This is a genomic window from Klebsiella sp. 10 (genome assembly GCF_018223925.1).
GTDB classification, from domain to species: Bacteria; Pseudomonadota; Gammaproteobacteria; order Enterobacterales; family Enterobacteriaceae; genus Klebsiella; species Klebsiella pneumoniae.
Genome location: NZ_JAGRRB010000018.1, coordinates 128600 through 152101 on the forward strand (window position 1 = coordinate 128600; position 23502 = coordinate 152101).

General features: G+C 55.2%; 23 protein-coding genes. 15 read left to right on the plus strand and 8 right to left on the minus strand.

The window, feature by feature from the left end:
- Nucleotides 1–88 precede the first annotated feature (88 nt).
- On the plus strand, nt 89–820 hold the full coding sequence (locus KHQ26_RS20640) for a transporter substrate-binding domain-containing protein (RefSeq protein ID WP_004177719.1): 732 nt from the start codon (nt 89–91) through the stop codon (nt 818–820).
- Nucleotides 821–863: 43 nt separating this feature from the next.
- On the opposite strand, the gene orn is transcribed toward KHQ26_RS20640, so the two are convergent.
- On the minus strand, nt 864–1409 hold the full coding sequence (orn, locus tag KHQ26_RS20645) for an oligoribonuclease (protein ID WP_015959290.1): 546 nt from the start codon (nt 1407–1409) through the stop codon (nt 864–866).
- 94 nt (nt 1410–1503) lie between these two features.
- On the opposite strand from orn, the gene rsgA reads away from it, so the two are divergent.
- From rsgA to mscM, 3 genes are all read left to right on the plus strand, one after another.
- The gene (gene rsgA / locus KHQ26_RS20650) at nt 1504–2565 is read left to right on the plus strand and encodes a small ribosomal subunit biogenesis GTPase RsgA (protein ID WP_002885537.1); all 1062 of its coding nucleotides are present in this window, start codon (nt 1504–1506) and stop codon (nt 2563–2565) included.
- A gap of 160 nt (nt 2566–2725) precedes the next feature.
- The gene (asd, locus tag KHQ26_RS20655; protein ID WP_020804226.1) at nt 2726–3688 is read left to right on the plus strand and encodes an archaetidylserine decarboxylase; all 963 of its coding nucleotides are present in this window, start codon (nt 2726–2728) and stop codon (nt 3686–3688) included.
- Between the two features lie 23 nt (nt 3689–3711).
- Nucleotides 3712–7041, plus strand: a complete 3330-nt coding sequence (gene mscM, locus KHQ26_RS20660) for a miniconductance mechanosensitive channel MscM (RefSeq protein WP_004146716.1) — start codon at nt 3712–3714, stop codon at nt 7039–7041.
- A gap of 37 nt (nt 7042–7078) precedes the next feature.
- Here mscM and yjeM read toward each other — a convergent pair whose 3' ends face one another.
- Nucleotides 7079–8581 carry a glutamate/gamma-aminobutyrate family transporter YjeM gene (yjeM, locus tag KHQ26_RS20665; protein WP_004178330.1) on the minus strand — a complete coding sequence of 501 codons (1503 nt, stop codon included), beginning with the start codon at nt 8579–8581 and terminating at the stop codon, nt 7079–7081.
- Nucleotides 8582–8763: 182 nt separating this feature from the next.
- Entirely contained in the window at nt 8764–9741 is a 978-nt protein-coding gene (gene epmA, locus KHQ26_RS20670) for an elongation factor P--(R)-beta-lysine ligase (protein WP_004146714.1), read from the minus strand.
- Between the two features lie 275 nt (nt 9742–10016).
- On the opposite strand from epmA, the gene frdA reads away from it, so the two are divergent.
- The 5 genes from frdA to KHQ26_RS20695 all read left to right on the plus strand — a co-directional run bounded on the left by frdA (nt 10017) and on the right by KHQ26_RS20695 (nt 13957).
- The gene (gene frdA / locus KHQ26_RS20675; RefSeq protein ID WP_020804224.1) at nt 10017–11807 is read left to right on the plus strand and encodes a fumarate reductase (quinol) flavoprotein subunit; all 1791 of its coding nucleotides are present in this window, start codon (nt 10017–10019) and stop codon (nt 11805–11807) included.
- Nucleotides 11800–12534, plus strand: a complete 735-nt coding sequence (gene frdB / locus KHQ26_RS20680; RefSeq protein WP_004177729.1) for a fumarate reductase iron-sulfur protein — start codon at nt 11800–11802, stop codon at nt 12532–12534. The genes frdA and frdB overlap by 8 nt, the downstream gene beginning before the upstream one ends.
- 10 nt (nt 12535–12544) lie before the next feature.
- On the plus strand, nt 12545–12940 hold the full coding sequence (gene frdC / locus KHQ26_RS20685; protein WP_020804225.1) for a fumarate reductase subunit FrdC: 396 nt from the start codon (nt 12545–12547) through the stop codon (nt 12938–12940).
- Nucleotides 12941–12950: 10 nt separating this feature from the next.
- Nucleotides 12951–13310, plus strand: a complete 360-nt coding sequence (gene frdD, locus KHQ26_RS20690) for a fumarate reductase subunit FrdD (RefSeq protein ID WP_020804231.1) — start codon at nt 12951–12953, stop codon at nt 13308–13310.
- A 113-nt stretch (nt 13311–13423) separates the two neighbouring features.
- Complete coding sequence (locus KHQ26_RS20695) at nt 13424–13957, plus strand: lipocalin family protein (RefSeq protein ID WP_002885523.1); 534 nt, start codon at nt 13424–13426, stop codon at nt 13955–13957.
- Here the strand turns inward: KHQ26_RS20695 and sugE are convergent.
- The 4 genes from sugE to efp all read right to left on the minus strand — a co-directional run bounded on the left by sugE (nt 13954) and on the right by efp (nt 15492).
- Nucleotides 13954–14271, minus strand: a complete 318-nt coding sequence (gene sugE, locus KHQ26_RS20700) for a quaternary ammonium compound efflux SMR transporter SugE (RefSeq protein ID WP_002885521.1) — start codon at nt 14269–14271, stop codon at nt 13954–13956. The genes KHQ26_RS20695 and sugE overlap by 4 nt on opposite strands.
- 143 nt (nt 14272–14414) lie before the next feature.
- Entirely contained in the window at nt 14415–14561 is a 147-nt protein-coding gene (gene ecnB, locus KHQ26_RS20705) for a lipoprotein toxin entericidin B (RefSeq protein WP_002885518.1), read from the minus strand.
- Nucleotides 14562–14720: 159 nt separating this feature from the next.
- Nucleotides 14721–14852: an entericidin A/B family lipoprotein gene (locus tag KHQ26_RS20710; RefSeq protein WP_002885511.1), complete on the minus strand. Its 132-nt coding sequence runs from the start codon at nt 14850–14852 to the stop codon at nt 14721–14723.
- Between the two features lie 73 nt (nt 14853–14925).
- Nucleotides 14926–15492, minus strand: coding sequence for an elongation factor P (efp, locus tag KHQ26_RS20715; protein ID WP_002885506.1), 567 nt, complete (start codon nt 15490–15492; stop codon nt 14926–14928).
- Between the two features lie 41 nt (nt 15493–15533).
- Between efp and epmB the strand changes: the two genes are divergently transcribed.
- Nucleotides 15534–16562, plus strand: a complete 1029-nt coding sequence (epmB, locus tag KHQ26_RS20720; protein ID WP_002885500.1) for an EF-P beta-lysylation protein EpmB — start codon at nt 15534–15536, stop codon at nt 16560–16562.
- Nucleotides 16563–16683: 121 nt separating this feature from the next.
- Here the strand turns inward: epmB and KHQ26_RS20725 are convergent, their stop codons facing one another.
- Nucleotides 16684–17328, minus strand: a complete 645-nt coding sequence (locus tag KHQ26_RS20725; protein WP_016831379.1) for a winged helix-turn-helix domain-containing protein — start codon at nt 17326–17328, stop codon at nt 16684–16686.
- 480 nt (nt 17329–17808) lie between these two features.
- Between KHQ26_RS20725 and KHQ26_RS20730 the strand changes: the two genes are divergently transcribed.
- From KHQ26_RS20730 to KHQ26_RS20750, 5 genes are all read left to right on the plus strand, one after another.
- Nucleotides 17809–18372, plus strand: coding sequence for a fimbrial protein (locus KHQ26_RS20730; protein ID WP_004177738.1), 564 nt, complete (start codon nt 17809–17811; stop codon nt 18370–18372).
- Nucleotides 18373–18430: 58 nt separating this feature from the next.
- Entirely contained in the window at nt 18431–19117 is a 687-nt protein-coding gene (locus tag KHQ26_RS20735) for a molecular chaperone (protein WP_004177740.1), read from the plus strand.
- A gap of 35 nt (nt 19118–19152) precedes the next feature.
- Nucleotides 19153–21696, plus strand: coding sequence for a fimbria/pilus outer membrane usher protein (locus KHQ26_RS20740; RefSeq protein ID WP_211777938.1), 2544 nt, complete (start codon nt 19153–19155; stop codon nt 21694–21696).
- Nucleotides 21697–21719: 23 nt separating this feature from the next.
- Nucleotides 21720–22736, plus strand: coding sequence for a fimbrial protein (locus KHQ26_RS20745; RefSeq protein ID WP_032410687.1), 1017 nt, complete (start codon nt 21720–21722; stop codon nt 22734–22736).
- A 334-nt stretch (nt 22737–23070) separates the two neighbouring features.
- Nucleotides 23071–23421 (plus strand): hypothetical protein, encoded by a 351-nt coding sequence (locus tag KHQ26_RS20750; protein ID WP_004177746.1) that lies wholly within the window; start codon nt 23071–23073, stop codon nt 23419–23421.
- Nucleotides 23422–23502 lie beyond the last annotated feature (81 nt).

Sequence of the window (23502 nt, forward strand, 5' to 3'; positions counted from 1 at the left end):
CCCGGCTGAATGACGCAAAATCGCTCGCATCATACAGCGGTGGCGCGACGTATAACGAGGCCACCCCGACGCCAAACAGGGAATTAGCATGAGAAAAGTCCTCACCGTCCTGCTGCTGAGCACGCTGGCCATCGGAACCGCGTCAGCCGAGACGCTCCATTTTGGCACCACCACGGCCAATCCACCGTTTGTCACCGCCAACGGCAAAAATCAGCCCGTTGGCTTCGATATCGATCTCGCGCACGCCCTGTGCCAGCAGATGCAGGCGCAGTGCCAGTTCACGGCGCAGCGTTTCGATACCCTGATCCCGGCTTTACGCTTTAAGAAATTTGACGCGGTGATTGCCGGCATGGAAGTGATCCCGATGCGTGAGAAGCAGGTCGCCTTCAGCCGACCCTATCGCCAGGCGCTCTCCGGGGTAGTGATCGTCAACAAAGATGTCGCCCATACCTTTGCCGATCTGAAGGCTAAAAAAGTCGGCGTGGTGAAAGGCACGCTGCATCAGCGCTACCTGCGTGATAAACAGAAAGCCGTACAGGCTGTCCCTTACGACGATGTCGCCAGCGCCCTGGCCGCGCTGAAAGCCGGGCAAATAACCGGCGTCATGGGCGACTTCGCCACCCTCGACGCCTGGCAGCAGGAGAACCCTGACTACGCCATCATGGATGAACGGGCCACCGACCCGGCTTATTACGGTAAGCAGTATGCGATTGCGGTGCGCAAAGACGATCCGGAGCTGCTGAACGCCATCAACGATGCCCTGGCCGCGGTCATGGCGACACCTGACTTCCAGCAGATGCAGCAGAAGTGGTTTAAATAACGCAGAAAAGTGTACCGGGCCGCGCACAGGGCCCGGTCGCGGTTTACAGTTTAATGAAGTGTTCGCGGTAGTAAGCCAGCTCGGCGACCGACTCGCGGATATCGTCCATCGCCTGATGAGTGCCCTGCTTTTTAAAGCCGTCGAGAATTTCCGGCTTCCAGCGGCGCGCCAGCTCTTTCAGCGTGCTAACGTCCAGATAGCGATAGTGGAAATAGGCTTCCAGTTGCGGCATGTACTTAAACAGGAAGCGACGATCCTGGCCGATACTGTTGCCGCAGATCGGCGACTTGCCCGCCGGCACCCACTGCTTAAGAAAGTCAATGGTCGCCAGTTCGGCATCGTGCTCGCTGACGGTGCTGGCCTTTACGCGATCCACCAGACCGCTGCCGGTATGCGTCCGCACATTCCACTCGTCCATTAATGCCAGCTGAGCGTCCGACTGATGCACCGCGATGGTCGGGCCCTCAGCCAGAATGTTCAGGTTGGCATCGGTCACCAGGGTGGCGATTTCGATAATGCGATCGCGCTCCGGATCCAGCCCTGTCATCTCAAGATCGATCCAAATGAGGTTGTTTTCATTTGCACTCATGCTATTTTCCACCCTTCTCGCGTGACTATATTCATCTAAAATAGCGTGTATCATAGAGGTTTTGCCCCATCAGGGCGACCAGGAGCCAGTTCGATTGAGTAAAAATAAACTCTCCAAAGGCCAGCAGCGCCGCGTCAAAGCCAACCACCAGCGCCGTCTGAAAACCACTGCGGAGAAGGCCGACTACGATGACAACCTGTTTGGCGAAACGTCGGAAGGCATTGTCATCAGTCGCTTTGGTATGCATGCCGACGTCGAATCCGCTGACGGCAGCGTGCATCGCTGCAATATCCGCCGGACGATCCGCTCGCTGGTCACCGGCGACCGCGTGGTCTGGCGGCCGGGTAAAGACGCCGCCGACGGCGTAAGCGTCAAAGGGATCGTCGAGGCGGTGCACGATCGCGCCTCCGTCCTGACGCGTCCGGATTTTTACGACGGCGTGAAGCCTATCGCCGCCAATATCGACCAGATCGTGGTGGTTTCCGCGATCCTGCCTGAGCTGTCGCTGAATATTATCGATCGCTATCTGGTGGCCTGCGAAGCGCAGGATATCGAGCCGCTCATTGTGCTGAATAAAATCGATCTGCTGGATGATGATGGTCTGCGCTTCGTCAATGAGCAAATGGATATCTACCGCAACATCGGTTACCGCGTGCTGCTGGTTTCCAGTCGGACTCAGGACGGCCTTAAGCCGCTGGAAGCGGCCCTGACCGACCGCATCAGTATCTTCGCCGGGCAGTCCGGGGTCGGTAAATCGAGCCTGCTGAACGCCCTGCTCGGGTTGAGCGAGGATCAGATCCTCACCAATGATGTCTCGGACGTTTCCGGCTTAGGTCAACACACCACCACCGCGGCACGCCTCTACCACTTCCCGCACGGCGGCGATGTGATTGATTCACCGGGGGTACGTGAGTTCGGCCTGTGGCATCTGGAAGCGGAACAAATCACCAACGGCTTTGTCGAATTCCATGATTATTTAGGCCGTTGCAAATATCGCGACTGTAAACACGATACCGATCCTGGCTGTGCGCTTCGCGAAGCGGTAGAGAACGGCAAGATCGCCGAAAGCCGTTTTGAGAACTACCACCGCATCCTGGAAAGCATGGCGCAGGTACAGGTAAAAACGCGTAAAAACTTTTCCTCGTCCGATGACTGATCATTAAGCTGAGCATCACGTCAGGCGCTGCCGGGCAGCGATGATGACGCAGCTTACGCGGATGCCATTTGGCGAGTTTTACGTATAGAATCGTCCCCTTTTTTCAGGTCCCCGCCCGCAGGCGGGGTCAGGAACGACATATCATGGCCTGGAGGCTACTTTGTTAAACGATCTTAAACTTTCACTGCAATACATTCTGCCTAAACTGTGGCTCACCCGCCTCGCAGGCTGGGGTGCGAGCAAACGCGCAGGTTGGCTGACGAAGCTGGTCATCGATCTGTTCGTGAAATACTACAAGGTCGATATGAAAGAGGCGCAGAAGCCGGATACCGCAGCTTATCGCACCTTCAACGATTTCTTCGTGCGCCCGCTGCGCGACGACGTTCGCCCGCTGAATACCGATCCAAACGTGCTGGTGATGCCGGCCGATGGCGTGATCAGCCAGCTTGGCGCCATTGAGAACGATAAAATCCTGCAGGCTAAAGGTCATGACTACAGTCTGGAAGCCTTGCTGGCCGGCAACTATCAGATGGCCGACCTGTTCCGTAACGGCAGCTTCGCCACCACCTACCTGTCGCCGCGCGACTATCACCGCGTACACATGCCGTGCAACGGCATCCTGCGCGAAATGATCTACGTTCCTGGCGACCTGTTCTCTGTTAACCACTTGACGGCGCAGAACGTCCCGAACCTGTTCGCCCGTAACGAGCGCGTCATCTGCCTGTTTGATACTGAGTTTGGCCCGATGGCGCAAATTCTGGTGGGCGCAACTATCGTCGGCAGCATCGAGACCGTGTGGTCCGGCACCGTGACCCCGCCGCGCGAAGGCATTATTAAACGCTGGACCTGGCCCGCTGGCGACAACGAAGGCTCCATCGCCTTGCTGAAAGGCCAGGAGATGGGCCGCTTCAAACTGGGTTCCACCGTGATCAACCTGTTTGCCCCGGGCCAGGTGAAGCTGGTCGACACGCTGCAAAGCCTGTCCGTGACCAAGATCGGCCAACCGCTGGCGACATCAGTGGAAGCGACCGCCGCCGCTGAACCCGCGCCGTTACCGGAAGAAGAGATCCGCGCCGAACACCGCGCCAGCCCGCTGGTTGACGATAAACAAGACCAAGGTTAATTCTTCAGCAAAAGGGTTATGCCGTGCGCCTGATATACACTTTCCTGTTGGCCTTGAGCCTCAGTTTCGGGGCGTACGCTGCGACAGCCCCGGATGCTAAACAGATAACCCAGGAACTGGAACAGGCGAAGGCGGCAAAGCCCGCCCAGCCTGAAACCGTTGAAGTTCTGCAGTCCGCGCTGAACGCGCTTGAGGAGCGAAAATCATCCCTCGAGCGCGCCCGTCAGTATCAGGACGTTATCGACAATTTCCCCAAACTGTTTCAAAGCCTGCGTGCCCAGCTCAATAATCTGAGCGAAGAGCCGCGCCAGGTGCCAACCGGCCTGACCGCCGATGCGCTGAACCAGGAGATCCTGCAGGTCAGCAGCCAGCTGCTGGAATCGAGCCGCCAGGCGCAGCAGGAGCAGGATCGCGCGCGTGAAATCGCCGACTCCCTGAACCAGCTGCCGCAGCAGCAAACCGATGCCCGTCGTCAGCTCAATGAGGTCGAGCGCCGCATCGGCACGCAAACCGGCAACAATGCTCTCGCCCAGGCGCAAAATCTTGCTCTGCAGGCGGAATCAGCGCGTCTGAAGGCGCTGGTGGATGAACTCGACCTCGCCCAGCTCTCCGCCAACAACCGCCAGGAGCTGTCGCGCGCCCGTTCCGAGCTGGCGCAAAAGCAGAGCGAGCAGCTGGATGCCTATCTGCAGGCGCTGCGCAATCTGCAAAACAGCCAGCGCCAGCGGGAGGCGGAAAAGGCGCTGGAGAGTACCGAACTGCTGGCGGAGAACAGTGAAAACCTGCCGCCGGACATCACCGCCCAGTTTAAGGTCAACCGTGAACTCTCCCAGGCGCTGAACCAGCAGGCGCAGCGCATGGATCTGGTGGCGTCCCAGCAGCGGCAGGCGACGAATCAAACGCTGCAGGTGCGCCAGGCGTTAAACACTCTGCGCGAGCAGTCGCAGTGGCTGGGCTCCTCCAATCTGCTGGGCGAAGCCCTGCGCGCCCAGGTGGCGCGGCTGCCGGAGCGCCCTCGCCCGCAGCAGCTGGATACGGAAATGGCGCAGCTGCGCGTGCAGCGTCTGCGCTTTGAAGATTTGCTGAGTAAGCAGCCGCAGCTGCGGCAGATCCGCCAGGCCGACGGCGAACCGCTGACCAGCGAGCAGAACAAGATCCTGCAGGCGCAGCTGCGCACGCAGAACGAGCTGCTGAACTCGCTGCTGCGCGGCGGCGACACCCTGATGCTGGAGCTCACCAAGCTGAAGGTCGCCAACGGCCAGCTGGAAGACGCGCTGAAAGAGATCAACGAAGCCACCCACCGCTATCTGTTCTGGACTTCGGACGTCAGCCCCATCGGCTTCTCATGGCCGCTGGAGATCGTCCAGGATCTGCGGCGCCTGATCTCCCTGGATACCATCAGCGAACTGGGCAAAGCCAGCGCGATGATGCTTACCAGCAAAGAGACCCTGCTGCCGCTGTTTGCCGCCCTGCTGCTGGTTGGCTTTAGCATCAGCTCGCGGCGCCATTTCACCCGCTTTCTCGAGCGCTCCAGCGCCCGGGTGGGGAAAGTCACCCAGGATCACTTCTGGCTGACGCTGCGCACGGTCTTCTGGTCGATACTGGTGGCCTCGCCGCTGCCGGTGCTGTGGATGACGCTCGGCTATGGTCTGCAGTCCGCCTGGCCGTTCCCGCTGGCGGTGGCGATTGGCGATGGAGTCACCGCGACGGTGCCTCTGCTGTGGGTGGTGATGATCTGCGCCACCTTCGCCCGGCCAAACGGGCTGTTTATCGCCCACTTCGGCTGGCCGCGTAGCCGCGTGGCGAAGGCGATGCGCTACTACCTGATGAGCATCGGGCTGATTGTGCCGCTGATTATGGCGCTGATCATGTTCGATAATCTTAACGACCGCGAATTCTCCGCTTCGCTGGGCCGACTGTGCTTCCTGCTGATCTGCGGCGCGCTGGCGGTGGTCACCCTGAGCCTTAAGCACGCCGGTATTCCACTCTATCTGGATAAAGAGGGGAATGGCGACAATATGGTGAACCGCCTGCTGTGGAACCTGATGCTTGGCGCCCCGCTGGTGGCCATGCTGGCGGCCGCCGTCGGCTACCTCGCCACCGCCCAGGCGCTGCTTGCGCGTCTGGAAACCTCGGTCGCCATCTGGTTCCTGCTGCTGGTGGTCTATCACATCATCCGCCGCTGGATGCTGATCCAGCGCCGCCGGCTGGCCTTCGACCGGGCCCGCCATCGTCGCGCGGAAATTCTCGCTCAGCGCGCCCGCGGCGAAGATGAGCCCGTTCACGTCAGCAGCCCGGAAGGGTCGGTGGAGACGGAGGTCAGCGAGGTCGACCTCGATGCCATCAGTACCCAGTCGCTGCGGCTTGTGCGCTCCCTGCTGATGCTGATCGCGCTGCTATCGGTCATCGTGCTGTGGTCGGAAATTCACTCGGCGTTTGGCTTCCTTGAGAATATCTCGCTGTGGGACGTGACCTCGACGGTACAAGGGGTGGAAAGCCTTGAGCCTATTACGCTTGGCGCGGTGTTGATTGCCATTCTGGTGCTGATCATCACCACTCAGCTGGTACGCAACCTGCCCGCGCTGCTGGAACTGGCGATCCTCCAGCATCTCGATTTAACCCCCGGCACCGGCTACGCCATCACCACCATCACTAAGTATCTGCTGATGCTGGTCGGCGGGCTGGTGGGCTTCTCAATGATCGGTATTGAGTGGTCGAAGCTGCAGTGGCTGGTCGCCGCGCTGGGTGTGGGTCTCGGGTTTGGCCTGCAGGAGATCTTCGCCAACTTTATCTCCGGCCTGATTATCCTGTTTGAGAAGCCGATCCGCATCGGCGATACGGTCACCATTCGCGACCTGACGGGTAGCGTCACCCGCATTAATACCCGTGCGACCACCATCAGCGACTGGGACCGGAAAGAGATTATCGTGCCGAACAAGGCGTTCATTACCGAACAGTTTATCAACTGGTCGCTGTCGGACTCGGTTACCCGCGTGGTGCTGACGGTGCCGGCGCCTGTGGACGCCGATACCGAAGAGGTGACGAAAATTCTCATCGCCGCGGCGCATCGCTGCTCGCTGGTCATCGATACCCCGGCGCCGGAGGCGTTTCTCGTCGACCTGCAGCAGGGGATCCAGATTTTCGAGCTACGTATTTTTGCCGCGGAGATGGGGCACCGCATGCCGCTGCGCCATGAGATGCATCAGCTGATCCTGGCGGGCTTCCGCGAGCATGGCATTGATATGCCGTTCCCTCCGTTCCAGATGCGTCTGGAAAGTATTGACGGCAGGCAAAGCAGTAAAACCATGACCTCGGCCGGAAAAACCAGCCGCCGTACGGCTGGTAGCCTGTAAACCATCCCCTGCCCGGCGGCACCGCCGGGCAGGCTCTTTAACTCTCCATCACCAGCGCGCCGGACGCCATGCGCCGACGGTAGCTTTCGTAGATCCCCAGCGCCAGCAGTGAGAAGAAGATCGGCCCACCGACCATCCACAGGGTGCTGTTCCAGTCCCCGCTGTCGATGACGGGTTGGATAATGGTGAAGATATTGGCGAAGGTCACCACCAGCAGCACCACGCCGGTCGCCAGCAGCGTCGACGGACGGTTTTTGAAGATCACGAACGGCCGGTCAAGATGGGTTTTCGCCTTGAAGAACGGGAAGGCGATGGTCAGGAACAGATAAGGCAAGGTCATAGAGACATTGGCCATCAGCGTCAGCTTGTTATAAAACGCGGAAGCGCTATCCCCACCGAACGATACCAGTACGATAAACACCCCGACCAGCAGACACTGCAGCCACATCGCCGCGGCGGGCATTCCGTTGACGTTGAGACGGGTCATCACCGACGGCCAGAGCGCTTTTGGCGTGCCCTGGATAATCGCTTTCAGGGGAGAATAGCTGAGGGTGAAGAACGCGCCGGTGTAAGCGAGAAACATCGACAGGCCGGTAATACGGGCGAACCAGACCCCGGTCAGGGCTGACGCCGCAGGGGTCAGGTGCAGGGCCTGGCCCAGCGTCGCCCCGAGGCTGGTCATCAGCACATAGGTGATGTTGCCGAGGTTGGTCGAACGCGCGCCAAGCACCTGCTGCCAGTTGGCGCTCACGCCCCACAGCACAATCGCCAGCGAGTAACCGATCGAGATAACGATCGCCGCGATGATAATACCTTTGGCAAAGTTCTTTTCCGGCTTATCGGTCTTATCCACTAAGCCGCCAACCGCCTCAATTCCGCCATAGGCAAAGATGGCAAATACCACAAACGACAGCATCGCCATGCCCGACTGATACCCGGGATTAGGCGAAAGGGTGAAGTTTAACGGCTGGGCGAAATGACCGCCGTTAAGCAGAAGGATCGCCCCGCTCACCAGCAGCAGCACCAGGTTAAGCCCCATCACCGCGATACCGCCGACGGCGGTAATTTTAGCGATTTTATTGATCCCTTTGACGGCAATAAAGGTCACCACGACCATCCAGCAGGCCGCCAGAATACCGACCGTCTGCGTCGGCGTCAGGCTACCCAGCGCCCAGGTCTGGGTTTTGTCCGCGCCAAACAAAAAAGTAGAGAGCGGGACCCAGATCTTAGCGGCGGTACTCACCATCCACACTACGTACGAGGCAAACCACATAAAGGTACCAATGAAGGCAAAGCGCGGCCCGACGCTGTGGTTCATCCAGGAATAGATCCCGCCCTCTTCGCGACGATAAGCTGAGCCCATCTCCGCCATCATCAGCGCGAACGGGATAAAGAAAAAGAGGGCGGAAAAAAGGTAAAACGGCATCGCGCTATAGCCCATCAGATAAAACGCCGATGGGCTGTTGGCAAAGCCAAACACCGAGGTGAAGATCATCAGAATCAGCCCGATCAGGCTCATCTTCTTGAGTTGTTGATGCATAAATCTATCCAAACGTGGGCATCGCCCGACGAGCGACGCCTGGCCTCATAAAAAGAGCGCGGATAGTAGCAAAATCACGGAGGGAAATTGTGGGTATTCGGGCTAAAGCCGGGGCGAGGGTGTCAGGTTCAGAGTCGTCTTTCACCTCCCCCACCCGGCGGCGGAGGGAGGTGAAAAAGCGATCAGGCGCGGTCTACCGTAAAGGCGATCACTTCGCCGATGCTTTCAGCGCCCAGCGCCAGCATGACCACGCGGTCAACGCCCAGCGCCACGCCGGAGCAGTCCGGCAGACCCGCCTCCAGCGCCGCCAGCAGGTTGTTATCGATGGGCTGCTGCGGAAGGCCGCGTGCGGCGCGTTTGCGGTTATCCTGCTCAAACCGCAGGCGCTGTTCATGGGCGTCGGTCAGCTCGTGGAAACCGTTCGCCAGCTCAATACCTTTGTAATAGACCTCGAAGCGCTCAGCGACCCGATGATCTTCCGGGCTGATCTGCGCTAACGAGGCCTGAGTCGCCGGGAAATGATAAATGAACGTTGGTCGATCTTTGCCGATGTGCGGCTCCACGCCCATGGTGAACAGCAGCTGCAGCAGGGTATCGCGATCTTCTTCAGTATCGGCGATATTGCTCAGATCCAGCTTCGCTGCGACTTCACGCAGCTGAGCTTTATCGGCAGAGAGGGGGTCAATTTCCAGATGGCGCTGAAACGCCTGCTGATAGGAGAGACTTTCCGCCGGTTGGCACTCCAGCACCTGCTGCAGCAGATCGTCCACCTCATTGATCAGGCGATACATGTCATAGCATGGACGATACCACTCCAGCATGGTGAATTCCGGATTGTGATGACGCCCCATCTCTTCATTACGGAAGCTGCGGCACAGCTGGAAGACCGGGCCGCAACCGGCCGCCAGCAGGCGCTTCATGTGGTATTCCGGACTGGTCATCAGGTACAGGTTAAGCCCCTGAGAATGGCCCGGGCCGACGAAACGGGTTTCGAACGGGAACAAATGAATATCCGTTACCGTCGCCTGACTCATGCAAGGCGTCTCCACCTCCAGCACGCCGCGATCGGTAAAGAAACGGCGGATTTCCGCCATCACCGCCGCGCGCTTCAACAGATTGGGAATGGGTGCGCTCGGCTGCCAGGTTGCCGTCTCGCTCATGGTACTTTCTCCGATTGCAAATTAAGGGCACGAAGTCTACTCGCAACCGGCGAGTGAAACAAATTTTGTGCAATCTCCGGCAGACTACATGCCATTAATCTATCGTTAACCCTGACGCATAAATACCACTGATAAATAACCGCACATATCGATAAAAAAATCGAACACGTCAATTTTCCATACTGACCCTAAGGCTATACTCCTGTACCTATAAAGGAGCAGTGATACTTTTTCGCCAGCCCGGCGGCGAAATACACTAAAACTGGAGGAATGTCGTGCAAACTTTTCAAGCCGATCTCGCCGTAATTGGCGCCGGCGGGGCAGGCCTTCGTGCCGCTATCGCCGCCGCTCAGGCCAACCCCAACGCTAAAATCGCCCTGATTTCTAAAGTCTATCCGATGCGCAGCCATACGGTCGCTGCAGAAGGGGGATCCGCAGCCGTTGCCCAGGATCACGATAGCTTTGAGTACCATTTTCACGACACCGTCGCGGGAGGCGACTGGCTGTGCGAGCAGGATGTCGTCGACTATTTTGTTCATCACTGCCCGACGGAAATGACCCAGCTGGAGCAGTGGGGATGCCCATGGAGCCGCCGCCCCGACGGCAGCGTCAACGTCCGGCGCTTCGGTGGCATGAAAATCGAACGCACCTGGTTTGCCGCCGACAAAACCGGCTTCCACATGCTGCATACCCTCTTCCAGACCTCCCTTCAGTTTCCCCAAATTCAGCGCTTTGACGAACATTTCGTCCTTGACCTGCTGGTCGATGACGGGCAGGCCCGCGGCCTGGTGGCGATGAATATGATGGAAGGCACCCTGGTGCAGATCCGCGCTAACGCCGTGGTGCTGGCTACCGGCGGCGCCGGGCGCGTCTACCGCTACAACACCAACGGCGGCATCGTCACCGGTGACGGGATGGGGATGGCCCTGGGCCATGGCGTGCCGCTGCGCGACATGGAATTCGTTCAGTATCACCCGACCGGCCTGCCGGGCTCCGGGATCCTGATGACCGAAGGCTGCCGCGGCGAAGGCGGGATTCTGGTCAACAAAAACGGCTACCGCTATCTGCAGGATTACGGCATGGGCCCGGAAACCCCGCTCGGCGAACCGAAAAATAAATATATGGAGCTGGGCCCACGCGACAAAGTGTCCCAGGCCTTCTGGCACGAGTGGCGGAAAGGGAACACCATCCCGACGCCGCGCGGCGACGTGGTCTACCTCGATCTCCGCCACCTCGGCGAGAAAAAACTGCTGGAGCGTCTGCCGTTTATCTGTGAACTGGCGAAAGCCTACGTCGGCGTCGATCCGGTGAAAGAGCCGATCCCGGTGCGCCCGACCGCGCACTACACCATGGGCGGTATTGAAACCGATCAGCAGTGCGAAACCCGAATCAAAGGGCTGTTTGCCGTGGGCGAATGCTCGTCCGTTGGCTTACATGGCGCCAACCGTCTGGGCTCCAACTCGCTGGCCGAGCTGGTGGTCTTCGGCCGCCTGGCCGGGGAGCAGGCCATGCAGCGCGCCGCTCAGGCGGGCGAGGCAAACGGCGCCGCCCTCGATGCGCAGGCTGCCGATGTGAAGCAGCGCCTGAAAGATCTCGTCAACCAGGAAGGTAACGAAAACTGGGCGAAAATTCGCGATGAAATGGGGCTGTCGATGGAGGAAGGCTGCGGCATCTACCGCACGCCGGAGCTGATGCAGAAAACGATCGACAAGCTGGCTGAACTGCAGGAACGCTTTAAGCGCGTGCGCATTACTGATAACTCCAGCGTGTTCAATACCGATCTGCTTTACACCATTGAGCTGGGGCACGGTTTAAACGTTGCCGAATGTATGGCGCACTCGGCCATCGCCCGTAAAGAATCGCGCGGGGCGCACCAGCGTTTGGATGAAGGCTGTACCGAACGCGACGACGTCAACTTCCTCAAGCACACTCTCGCCTTCCGCGAGGCCGATGGCACTACCCGTCTGGAATATGGCGATGTGAAGATCACCACGCTGCCGCCGGCAAAACGTGTCTATGGCGCAGAAGCGGACGCGGCTGAGAAGAAGGAGACCACCCATGGCTGAGATGAAAAACCTGAAAGTCGAAGTGGTGCGCTACAATCCGGAGGTCGACACCGCACCGCACAGCGCATTCTATGACGTGCCTTACGATGAACAGACCTCGCTGCTGGACGCGCTGGGCTACATCAAAGACAACCTGGCGCCAGACCTGAGCTACCGCTGGTCCTGCCGAATGGCAATCTGCGGTTCCTGCGGCATGATGGTCAACAAGGTGCCGAAGCTGGCCTGCAAAACCTTCCTGCGCGATTACACCAAAGGCATCAAGGTGGAGGCATTGGCCAACTTCCCGATCGAGCGCGATCTGGTGGTGGACATGACCCACTTTATCGAAAGCCTGGAAGCCATTAAGCCGTATATCATCGGCAATAACCGCACGCCTGACCAGGGGCCAAACAAGCAGACCCCGGCCCAGATGGCGAAATACCATCAGTTTTCCGGCTGCATCAACTGCGGGCTGTGCTATGCCGCCTGTCCACAGTTCGGCCTGAACCCGGAATTTATCGGCCCGGCGGCGATCACCCTCGCCCACCGCTATAACGAAGACAGCCGCGACCACGGTAAAAAGGAACGCATGGCGCAGCTTAACGGCCAGAATGGCGTCTGGACCTGCACTTTCGTGGGCTACTGCTCGGAAGTGTGTCCGAAGCACGTCGACCCGGCGGCCGCGATCCAGCAGGGCAAGGTGGAAAGCTCGAAAGACTTTCTTATCGCCACCCTGAAACCACGCTAAGGAGTGCATTATGACGACGAAACGCAAACCCTACGTGCGGCCAATGACCTCCACCTGGTGGAAAAAGCTGCCGTTTTATCGCTTCTACATGGTACGGGAAGGCACGGCGGTACCGACGGTATGGTTTAGCATTGTGCTGATTTATGGGCTATTTGCCCTCAAGCACGGCGCCGAGAGCTGGGCGGGATATATCGGATTCCTGCAAAACCCGGTGGTGGTGATCCTCAACCTGATTACCCTGGCGGCGGCGCTGCTGCACACCAAAACCTGGTTTGAGCTGGCGCCGAAAGCAGCCAACGTCATCATCAAAGGCGAAAAAATGGGGCCAGAGCCGGTCATTAAAGGGCTCTGGGTGGTGACGGCAGTGGTCACCGTGGTGATCCTGTTTGTCGCCCTGTTCTTGTAAGGAGGCTGAGATGATTAATCCCAATCCGAAACGTTCCGATGAACCCGTATTTTGGGGGCTGTTTGGCGCAGGCGGCATGTGGGGCGCGATCGTCGCGCCGGTGATGGTGCTGCTGGTCGGCATCCTGCTGCCGCTTGGGCTCGCCCCGGCCGACGCCTTCAACTATGAGCGTGTGCTGGCCTTTGCCCAAAGCTTTATCGGCCGCGCGTTCATCTTTCTGATGATTGTCCTGCCGCTGTGGTGTGGGTTGCATCGTATTCACCACGCCATGCACGATCTGAAAATCCATGTGCCAAACGGTAAATGGGTCTTCTACGGCCTGGCGGCAATCCTCAGCGTCATCACCCTCGTTGGCGTACTGTTTATCTGATCCTGCAAGAGCCCGGTCGCATTTCTGCTACCGGGCTCGCTTCATAGAAAAATCTTGCCGCCTTTTCCCTGCTGGACTCTACACTTAGCTTAAAAGCCAGCAAGGAGCATGCCATGCGTATCCTGCCGATAATCACCGCGATTGCCGTCTCGTTCCTGTCTGTCGCCTGCAGCACGCCCGCCCCGCCGCCGGGCGTCACCGTGGTCAGTCCCTTCGACGTTCAGCGCTATCTGGGTACCTGGTATGAAATCGCCCGCTTTGACCACCCTTTTGAAAGCGGTCTGGAAAAGGTCACGATCGCCTGGCACCCACGTGATGACGGCGGTCTGGATGTGGTGAATAAAGGTTATAACCCCGACCGCGGCATGTGGCAGAAAACGGACGGGGTAGCGTACTTTACCGGGGAGCCCAGCCGCGCCGCGCTGAAGATTTCCTTCTTCGGCCCTTTCTACGGCAGCTATAACGTCATTGCTCTGGATAAGGAGTATCGTTACGCGCTGGTCTGCGGCCCCGATCGCGACTATCTCTGGCTGCTGGCCCGGGCGCCGACCATCGCCCCGGAGGTCAGGCAGCAGATGCTGGACATTGCCACCCGACAGGGCTTTGATGTCGGCAAACTGGTCTGGGTCAATCAGCGCTATGATTAGTGCGCGCTGATCTTCAGGCCAATGATGCCGATCACGATACAAACAAGGCTGGCGATACGCATGGCGCTGGCGGATTCCCCTAACAGCACAATACCGGTCACGGCGGCGCCCACGGCGCCGATCCCGGTCCAGACGGCGTAGGCGGTACCTACCGGTAGGGTTTTCATCGCCCATGAGAGCAGCGCCATGCTGGCCACCATCGCCACGATGGTGATAACGCTGGGAACCAGGCGGCTAAAGCCATGGGTATATTTCAGGCCGACGGCCCACACCACTTCCAGCAGGCCAGCGATAAACAATACTATCCAGGACATAAGGCTCCTTTGCTGGGGCCGTCCCCGGATGAGAAACGCTTACGGGTCGTCCCGTAAGGTGGATGAAAAGTCGTGGTGAGTATATCCAACGGAATGAGAGAAGTGAAGAACGGTACGGCGCTAAACCGTACCGTTGACGGCGTTTATTGCTGAGCTTTGGTTGCCGCGCCAGAGATTGCGTTACCGCCGTCTGAAATATCCTCACCGACACCGCGCGTGGTGTTACAAGCGGTCAGTGCTGAAGAGAGGACCAAAACCGTAAAGAACGCTGCAATCGTTTTTTTCACCATAATGTCATCCTTAGTGTCAGTTTTGTTTTCATGCCCTATAAGCATAGACAAACCGTCCAAAGATGAAGGGATCTTTGCGATTTTTAAGAGAAAAGGAGTATGCGTGGAGGAGGCTGACATACCGGGAGGCAAGCGCCATCAACGAAACGGCAGGGAAATTCAGCTCACAGCGTGAGAGATAGCGTGGCCCAGGCCCTGAATATCTTCACCCACACCGCGGGCGGTATTGCAGCCAGCCAACAGCGCGCTGCTCAGAAAGAGTAACACCAGGAGTTTAACGCTGCGCTTCATGTATCGTGCTCGTTGTGACTGTACGAAAAGAGCGGCGCAGCACGGAGGCTACGCCGGTCATCATGACGCGAAATTACTTCACGCGGGATACATATTCGCCAGAGCGAGTATCCACTTTGATCACTTCGCCAATCTGAACGAACAGCGGAACTTTAACCACCGCGCCAGTAGACAGGGTCGCCGGTTTACCGCCGGTACCCGCGGTGTCGCCTTTCAGGCCTGGATCGGTTTCAATGATTTCCAGCTCAACGAAGTTCGGCGGGGTGACCGCGATCGGCTGGCCGTTCCACAGGGTCACGATGCACTCAGCCTGATCCAGCAGCCATTTAGCGTTGTCACCGATCGCTTTCGCGTCAGCAGACAGCTGCTCGAAGGTTTCGTTGTTCATGAAGTGCCAGAACTCACCGTCGTTGTACAGGTAAGTCAGGTTCATATCGACAACGTCCGCGCCTTCTGCGGAATCGGTAGATTTGAAGGTTTTCTCAACGCGGGTACCGGTCAGCAGACGGCGCAGCTTAACGCGCGCAAACGCCTGGCCTTTACCTGGTTTAACGAATTCGCTGGCTTCTACCGCATAAGGTTCGCCATCTAACATGATTTTAAGACCAGCACGAAAATCGTTGCTATAGTAAGTCGCCATAAGGCCCTCTGAAATTGTTTAACTGGTAGCTAAGCCACAAAATGGCGCATATTGTAACCCTAAATACCCCATCCAGAGAAGATTGGATAACGCAACTTGCCAATGTTGTGACCAGTCCTGATGAACTGCTGCGTCTTTTAAATGTAGACGCTGATGAAAAACTGCTGGCCGGACGCGAGGCCAGACGCCTGTTCCCGCTGCGCGTCCCGCGCGCGTTTATCGCCCGCATGGAGAAAGGCAACCCTAACGATCCGCTGCTTCGTCAGGTACTTACCGCCGAGGAAGAGTTTATCGTCGCCCCCGGCTACTCCACCGATCCGCTGGAAGAACAGCACAGCGTGGTGCCCGGTCTGTTGCACAAGTATCGCAACCGGGCCCTGCTGCTGGTGAAAGGCGGTTGTGCGGTAAATTGTCGTTACTGCTTCCGCCGCCACTTCCCATACGCCGAAAATCAGGGCACCAGGCGCAACTGGCAGACGGCGATGGACTACATCGCGGCGCATCCGCAGCTTGATGAAATCATCTTCTCCGGCGGCGACCCCCTGATGGCGAAGGATCATGAGCTTGACTGGCTAATGACCCAGCTGGAAGCTATTCCGCACGTTAAGCGCCTGCGTATTCACAGCCGCCTGCCGATTGTGATCCCGGCGCGCATCACCGAGACGCTGGCCAGTCGCTTCCAGCGTTCGTCGCTGCAGGTAATCCTGGTTAACCACGTCAATCACGCGAATGAAATTGACGGTGAGTTTCGCGCGGCGATGGCCATGCTGCGTCAGGCGGGCGTCACGTTGCTCAACCAGAGCGTGCTGCTGCGCGGGGTGAACGACAACGCGCAAACCCTGGCCGACCTCAGTAATGCGCTGTTCGACGCCGGGGTAATGCCCTACTACCTGCACGTGCTGGATCGGGTGCAGGGAGCGGCGCACTTCATGGTCAGCGATGATGAAGCCCGTGAAATCATGCGCGAACTATTGACCCTCATCTCCGGCTATATGGTGCCGAAGCTGGCGCGCGAGATTGGCGGGGAACCCAGCAAGACGCCGCTGGATTTAGGGCTGAAGCAGCGTTAATAAACTGAAGGTCTGCCAGGACGTTCTGGCAGACCTTCGGATAGGAAGATTTCGACAGACGGGTGTTAAGGTGACCAGCAAATGACTATCGCACCGCGCTATAACCCCTGGCTGTGACGAGCTACCGGTTTAGCACGACCAACACAATAATATTAATTACAATCATCACGACAATTAGCGCGATTAACCATACGGGTATTTTAAAAGTAACATGCAACCGCTCAGATGCTTTTTCACCTTCTTCCGGTTTATTTGCCATCAAATCACTGCCATGCTTTGATGAGTTTTCTATTAGTGGAAGATTTAAATGAGTGTCAGGCTTTTCCTTTTCTTCAGAAATAAAGTCGACAACTTTATTATTCTGATAATGCGTTAATGTCACCCGATTCATATTCTTGCACTCTTCATCAGAGAGAGGAATGACCAATGTATTCGGAGCGACGCTAAAGCCTTTTTGCCGGACGGTGATAATGATATCCTCAGATAGCCCAGCTTTTACCAGCGATTTTCGCAGCAAAGAGATATTTTGATAGAACGTATTTTGCGAAACGACCACCCCCCGTGTTTCCCATACAGCCGCCAGGAACTCATCCCGTGAAATGACTTTGCCGCAATTCTGCAAAAGCAGCAGCAAGCATCTGGCGGTTGGCGCATTGAGGCTGATGCACTCCCCGTCCCCGGCAAGCGGCCGCAGCTCATTCATATTGGCATTAAATATAATCTCCTGATTAATTATACACCCATTAAATAATACTGCGTCATCCATATCCTTGCCCCACGTAACCCTATTATCCATAATAAAATCAAATGATTTCAACCAAACGATTATGTGAACATTCTTGTTTCAGATGAAAACAGGTACATTTCACATTGAAGTTCAGCCCACAGGATACCGCAGATAAAAAAACAAGCGATAGCTAACTTGCTTAATGGTCAGATTTTCAGATTAAATTAATCTCAACTGGAATCCACATCTCATCAGAGAGGGGGGCAGCATTAAATTCACAGGTGCTTCATCAACAATTCACAAGCATTTTTTGCACCAGACTTTTAAATTACTCCCGCTTCTCCATGGTTCGCTATGGCAAGCGATATGGTAGCGTTGTTCAACAGGATGATTTGTCTCAGCACTATATAAAGGAATGCTGGCGCTTATTTTCAATATCAATGCGAATGCATACTCCATTCCCTTGATAACTGTTATCAACTCTACACAGGACTAAGTATCTATATATGGATTAATTAAATGAAAAAGACAATCGTAGCTGTAATGGTCGCTGCATCTGCAGTGCTGAGTGCTCAGGCAATGGCAACCAACACCGCTCAGGTAACTGTACTGGGTGAAGTCTCTGATGCAGCTAACTCTTGCGTCGTGACTCCGACTGGTACCCTGAACAACGGTATCGTTCAGCTGATCACTGTGACCACTGCGGAAGCAAATGCTGAAGCTGCAGGTACTCTGTTCAAAACTCAGGACTTCGGTTTTAAAGTTACTGACTGCGCACAGGGCAGCGCTAACCCGGTTACCGGCCTGACTGTAAACGTTGCCGGTGTCACCTCCAGCGATAAAACCATCCTGGACAACACCGCAGCTGGCGGCGCTACCGGTATCGGTATCGGTATCCAGCGTCTCAGCGATTCACATCGCGTAGCCTTCGACGGTTCTGACACCATGACCGAAAGCTACTCTGCTACTACCGGTACTCAGCTGAAGTACACCACTGGTTATGTAAAAGTGAACTCTGCTACTCCGGTCACCGAAGGCCCGGTTAAAGGTGTTGCGACCTTTACTATCGATTACACCATCTAATTTTTCCCCAAAGGGCCCCGCTTCACGGCGGGCCCTTTTTTGCATTCAGAGAAAAAACATGTTCAGGACTTTATTAACTTTCACCGCTTCCTGTGCATTACTCCTCAGCAGTATTGCCCATGCCGGTATTGTAGTGGGATCCACCCGCTATCTGTATAAAGAAGGCGCACGTGAAATCACCGCGCAAATAGAAAATAAAGATGATATTCCCTATCTGATTAAATCCTGGGTTGAAGCGCCGGCAGGAAAAGCGCCCTCTTTTATGGCCACGCCGCCGCTGTTCCGCCTTGAAGGGAAACAACAGAATACGGTTCGTCTGTTTTCTAACGGAAACGTTAATGCGCCGACCGACCGGGAATCCATGTACTATTTTAACGTGATGGCGATTCCTCCGGCAGATGATGCCAAAGCGAATAACAACACCATTCAACTAGCAGTCCGTCACCGTATGCGTCTGGTCTATCGTCCTAAAGCACTTTTCGACCTCTCCCCTAATACGGAAGCGAAAAAGCTCGAATGGCGAAAGTCTGGCACTAAGCTGACGATCAAAAATCCAACGCCCTTTTTCTTCTATTTCCATAGCATCCAGATTGGCAGCAAAGAAGTGAAGCCGGAAGTCAACTCGGTCGCCCCGATGACGACTAAAGAAGTGACGTTAAAAGAAAATATTAATGCCTCCAGCATTACCTGGAAAGTTGTCAATGATTATGGCGGAGCTGGGTCGCTCTACTCCTCATCGCTGTAATAAGAAATTTATTTTATCATTATAGGGATGTGTCTATGCCAAATAAGAATAATGGATTATTCAAACCATCCACCATCTTCTTTGCAATGCTTCCGGCATTGCTTTCTGGTTTGAATAATAAAGCGCAAGCACGTGACTTTTTCGATCCCTCATTCATTAGCTCATTGAATGGTAGCGATCCATCAACCACTCCTGACTTATCCGTATTTCAGACCCAGAACGCGCAGGCGCCGGGGGATTATCGGGTCGATATCATGTTTAATGGCCGCTACCTGGATACCAGGACGATAAAGTTTGTCGCCAACAATCGCGCCAGCAGCGATAACCGCGAACCCGCTCTGGTTCCCTGCCTGAGTCTAAAAGCTCTCGCGGAATATGGCGTAAGGATAAAATCCTTTCCAGAGTTAGCCGAGGATCAAAACGGCTGTGCAAACTTTTCTGTCATTCCGGACACCAAAGCGGATTTTGACTTTACCGCCCAGCGCTTAAATATTTCTATTCCGCAGGCGGCCTTATCCACCACCGCGCAGGGATATATCCCACCGGATCAGTTTGATGATGGCATCAACGCCCTGCTGGTGAACTACCAGTTCAGCGGCTCGAACGACATGCAGGCCAATGATGAATACTACAGCTTGAACCTGCAGTCTGGCCTCAACGTTGGCCCATGGCGTATCCGCAACCTCAGCACATGGAATAAAAACAATAGCGATGCCGGGGACTGGGACTCCGCCTATCTCTATATGCAGCGAAGTATTCGCTCGATCAACAGTAACCTGGTGATGGGCGAAAGTTCATCGCTCTCAACCATCTTCGACAGCGTGCCGTTTACCGGTATTCAGCTGGCCACCGATACCACGATGTTGCCGGAAAGTATGCGCGGCTATGCGCCGATTATTCGCGGTATCGCCAAAACCAACGCCCGCGTCGTCATTAAACAGAACGGCTACCAGGTTTACCAGACCTACGTGGCACCCGGGGCATTTGAAATCACCGATATGTACCCGAGCGGCGGTAGCGGCGACCTTTACGTCAGCGTGGAAGAGTCCGACGGATCCAAGCAAGAATTTGTTGTGCCGTTCGCCACCCTACCGGTCATGGTGCGTGAAAATCAACTGGAGTATGAGATTACTTCCGGTAAATATCGTCCTTACGATGGTGGAGTCGATGAAACGCCATTTACTCAGGCCACCGCGACCTATGGCGTCTCCAGCAGCCTGACGCTTTATGGCGGTATGCAGGCGGCCTCGCGCTACCAGGCGCTGTCGACGGGCCTCGGCTATAACCTGGGCGAGCTTGGCGCCGCCTCGGCAGACGTCACCCAGGCATGGTCGAAAAAGAAAGACGATGAAAAGACCTCAGGACAGTCCTGGCGGGTCCGTTATGGTAAAAACATTGTCGAAACTGGCACCAATGTCACCATCGCGGGCTACCGCTATTCCACCCGCGGCTTTAATACCCTCTCGGAGGTGCTGGATAGCTACTCTAATGACGGTAATTATACCTCTCGCTCACTGCGCAATCGCACCAACCTGACGGTTAACCAAAGCCTGGGTAAAGGCCTCGGTAGCCTGTCGATAAGCGGGTTGATTGAAGATTACTGGGACGATAAGCGAACCAACAAGTCAATTAGCGTAGGTTACAACGGCGGTTTCCGTAATGTGAACTACTATCTGGGCTACAGCTATAACCGCTACACCTGGAGCGGAAATAACTCAGGTAAGGATGCCCAGGACGATCAGCGCATCACCCTGACGGTGACGCTACCGCTGAGCAACTGGCTGCCGGGTACCTATACCAGCTATCAATTAACCAACAGCAATCCGGGATCTACCGATCAGTCGGTCTCCATTGGTGGCGTCGGGCTAGATAACGACAGCCTGGAATGGAGCCTGCAGCAAGGGTACAGCAACCGGGAATATTACAGCGGCGATATGCGTGGGACCTATAACGGTGCCCGCGGCAGCCTTAATGCCGGCTATAGCTATGACAATAACAGCCAACGTATTGACTACGGCGCCAACGGCAGCATCGTCGCTCATGCCGATGGCATTACACTTGGCCAGGACATCACTGACGCCGCCGTGCTGGTTAAAGCGCCGGGCCTGGATAACGTCAAGTTGACCAACGATAACACCATCTCCACCGACTATCGCGGTTACGCTATCGTCCCGTACGTTACACCTTACCGTCGTACCGACATCACCCTTGACAGCACTTCACTGGGTGAAGATATGGAGCTTCCAGAAACTACGCAAAGCGTCGTGCCGACCCGTGGTGCCATCGTGCGTGCTAATTATGACGGCAATATCGGCCAGCGGGCCTTTGTGCATCTGAAAACCGCCAGCGGCCAGGACGTGCCTTATGGCGCAATGGTTCTGCTCGCCGGCGACAGCAAATCGCAGCCAAGTATCGTCAGCGACGCCGGGATGGTCTATATGTCCGGCCTGCAAGAGACCGGGATCCTTAACGTCCAGTGGGGCAAAAGCGCAGCGCAGCAATGTAACGCTTCATTTACTTTACCAGCCAGGGAAGGCAAAGCGTCTGGCATCAGTCAAATCGAAACGGTTTGTCGCTAATATTGACCAAGGAACAATAAAGAATGAGAAAAATACTTCTTTTTTTATCCCTACTATGCTGTTGTAGCGAGGTAATTGCCAAATGCGATTATTCTGGTTCCGCTGGACAAGCAATGTTTAACATAAGTCCTAAAATCGCAACAGACCCAACAATTCCGGTGGGTACAGTCCTCTATACTAAAAAAGTCGGTACCGGACATTATAAAACATTTGAGTGCAGCAAAATAATGGGAGACCAGTATATTGTTGAATCAACAGCACCGGAAGTTACCGGCGTCACGGGTATAAGGGGCAAACCAGTCTATGAAACCGGCATAGATGGAATTGGCTTTCAGTTTTCAGATCTTCTGAGCAGCAAAAATGGTTCTATTAATCCTGCTGTTGCTCAATCTACAATCGTACCTATTTTAGAATCGAATGAAGATTATAAATTTATGACGGTATGGTTAATTAAAACAAAGCAGGTCATCGATACATCCGGCACCAGTACAAACCCGGTATTTAAATTCTCAGCAGGTAACTTAAGCACCAACCCAAGGGCAGCTGACCGCCTTTTGTTAACAGCAACCCTGAAGTTCAAGACTATTTCATATAAAGATACCTCTTGCGATATTTCAGTATCAGGGCCTAGCCAAATCACCCTGAATAAAATTGAAAAAAACACATTAATGTCCATTTCTCGAGGAGGTACAACTCCATCACAAAAAACTATCAAAATGGATGTGACTTGCCCACAAGGTTCAGTTGGCAACAAGCTTTACTACTGGTTTAACCCTGTTAATGGCACCAGTTCTGCCGGGGATGGGATCATCGATAACATGATAACTGGAACCGAAGCCGCAAATAACGTTGGCGTTATCTTCAAAATTGACAACAAGCCTATAATATTTTACGACGCCGAAAGTTATAGCTTCGCCAAGGCACAGGCATCACAAAACTTTACCTTCACCGCCGACTATTATCGCATGAGTGACAATAGCGCTGAAGTCTCTTCCGGTCATGTAAAAGCTATGCTTGAAGTTGTCATACAGGAAGAGTAAAAGTATAACCTCCATACCCCTACAAAAGGTGGATAATGACATCCACCTTTTTTATTTTTATGTCAACAACCAAAAAAATGTCATATATGAATGCAAGAATAAATCAATATATCTGCAGCACATCGATAATAGCTGCGTGCCACCACCTGCTGAATTAGTTACTGTTTTATGAACCTATAAATAGTTTAGATTTGATTCACTATTAACCTCTAATTTCATCAACAATTCATATTTAGTTGAGTTGATTCATACTACAGCAACGACTATCTTTTCTGCGGACCAAATTCTGGTCTGGAATGAATATATAATTTTAATTTTAGTTAAAGGACTAATCATGCACCAATTAACTGTATTTGAAATGGAAGAAATTTCTGGCGGTGCGCTGACCGATACTCTTACCGATATCGTCACCTGGGCCGCAAAAGAAGTTGGCGCTATCGCACTGGGCGCCTCTCTGGGCGCTATTTTTGGTACAGCGTACGCCGGACGTTGGGGTGGCGTAAGTGGCGGTATCTTCGGTATCGGCTCAATCGGCCAGGGTGTAGGGATGATCGCCGGGGTTATTCTCGGTGGCGTTTGCTTTGGTATTGCAGCGGGTATCGTTGGCTGGGATATGACTCTGGATTATGCTCAGGGCGTAATGGATGCTATTTATGACGGCACCCTGAACTTCTGGAGCAACTAAGTTTACGCGCCAATGATTAGCTCAACAGTTTGTTGACAAGCATTCATTAGTAATTAAGGCCTGACGTATCGGGCCTTTTCA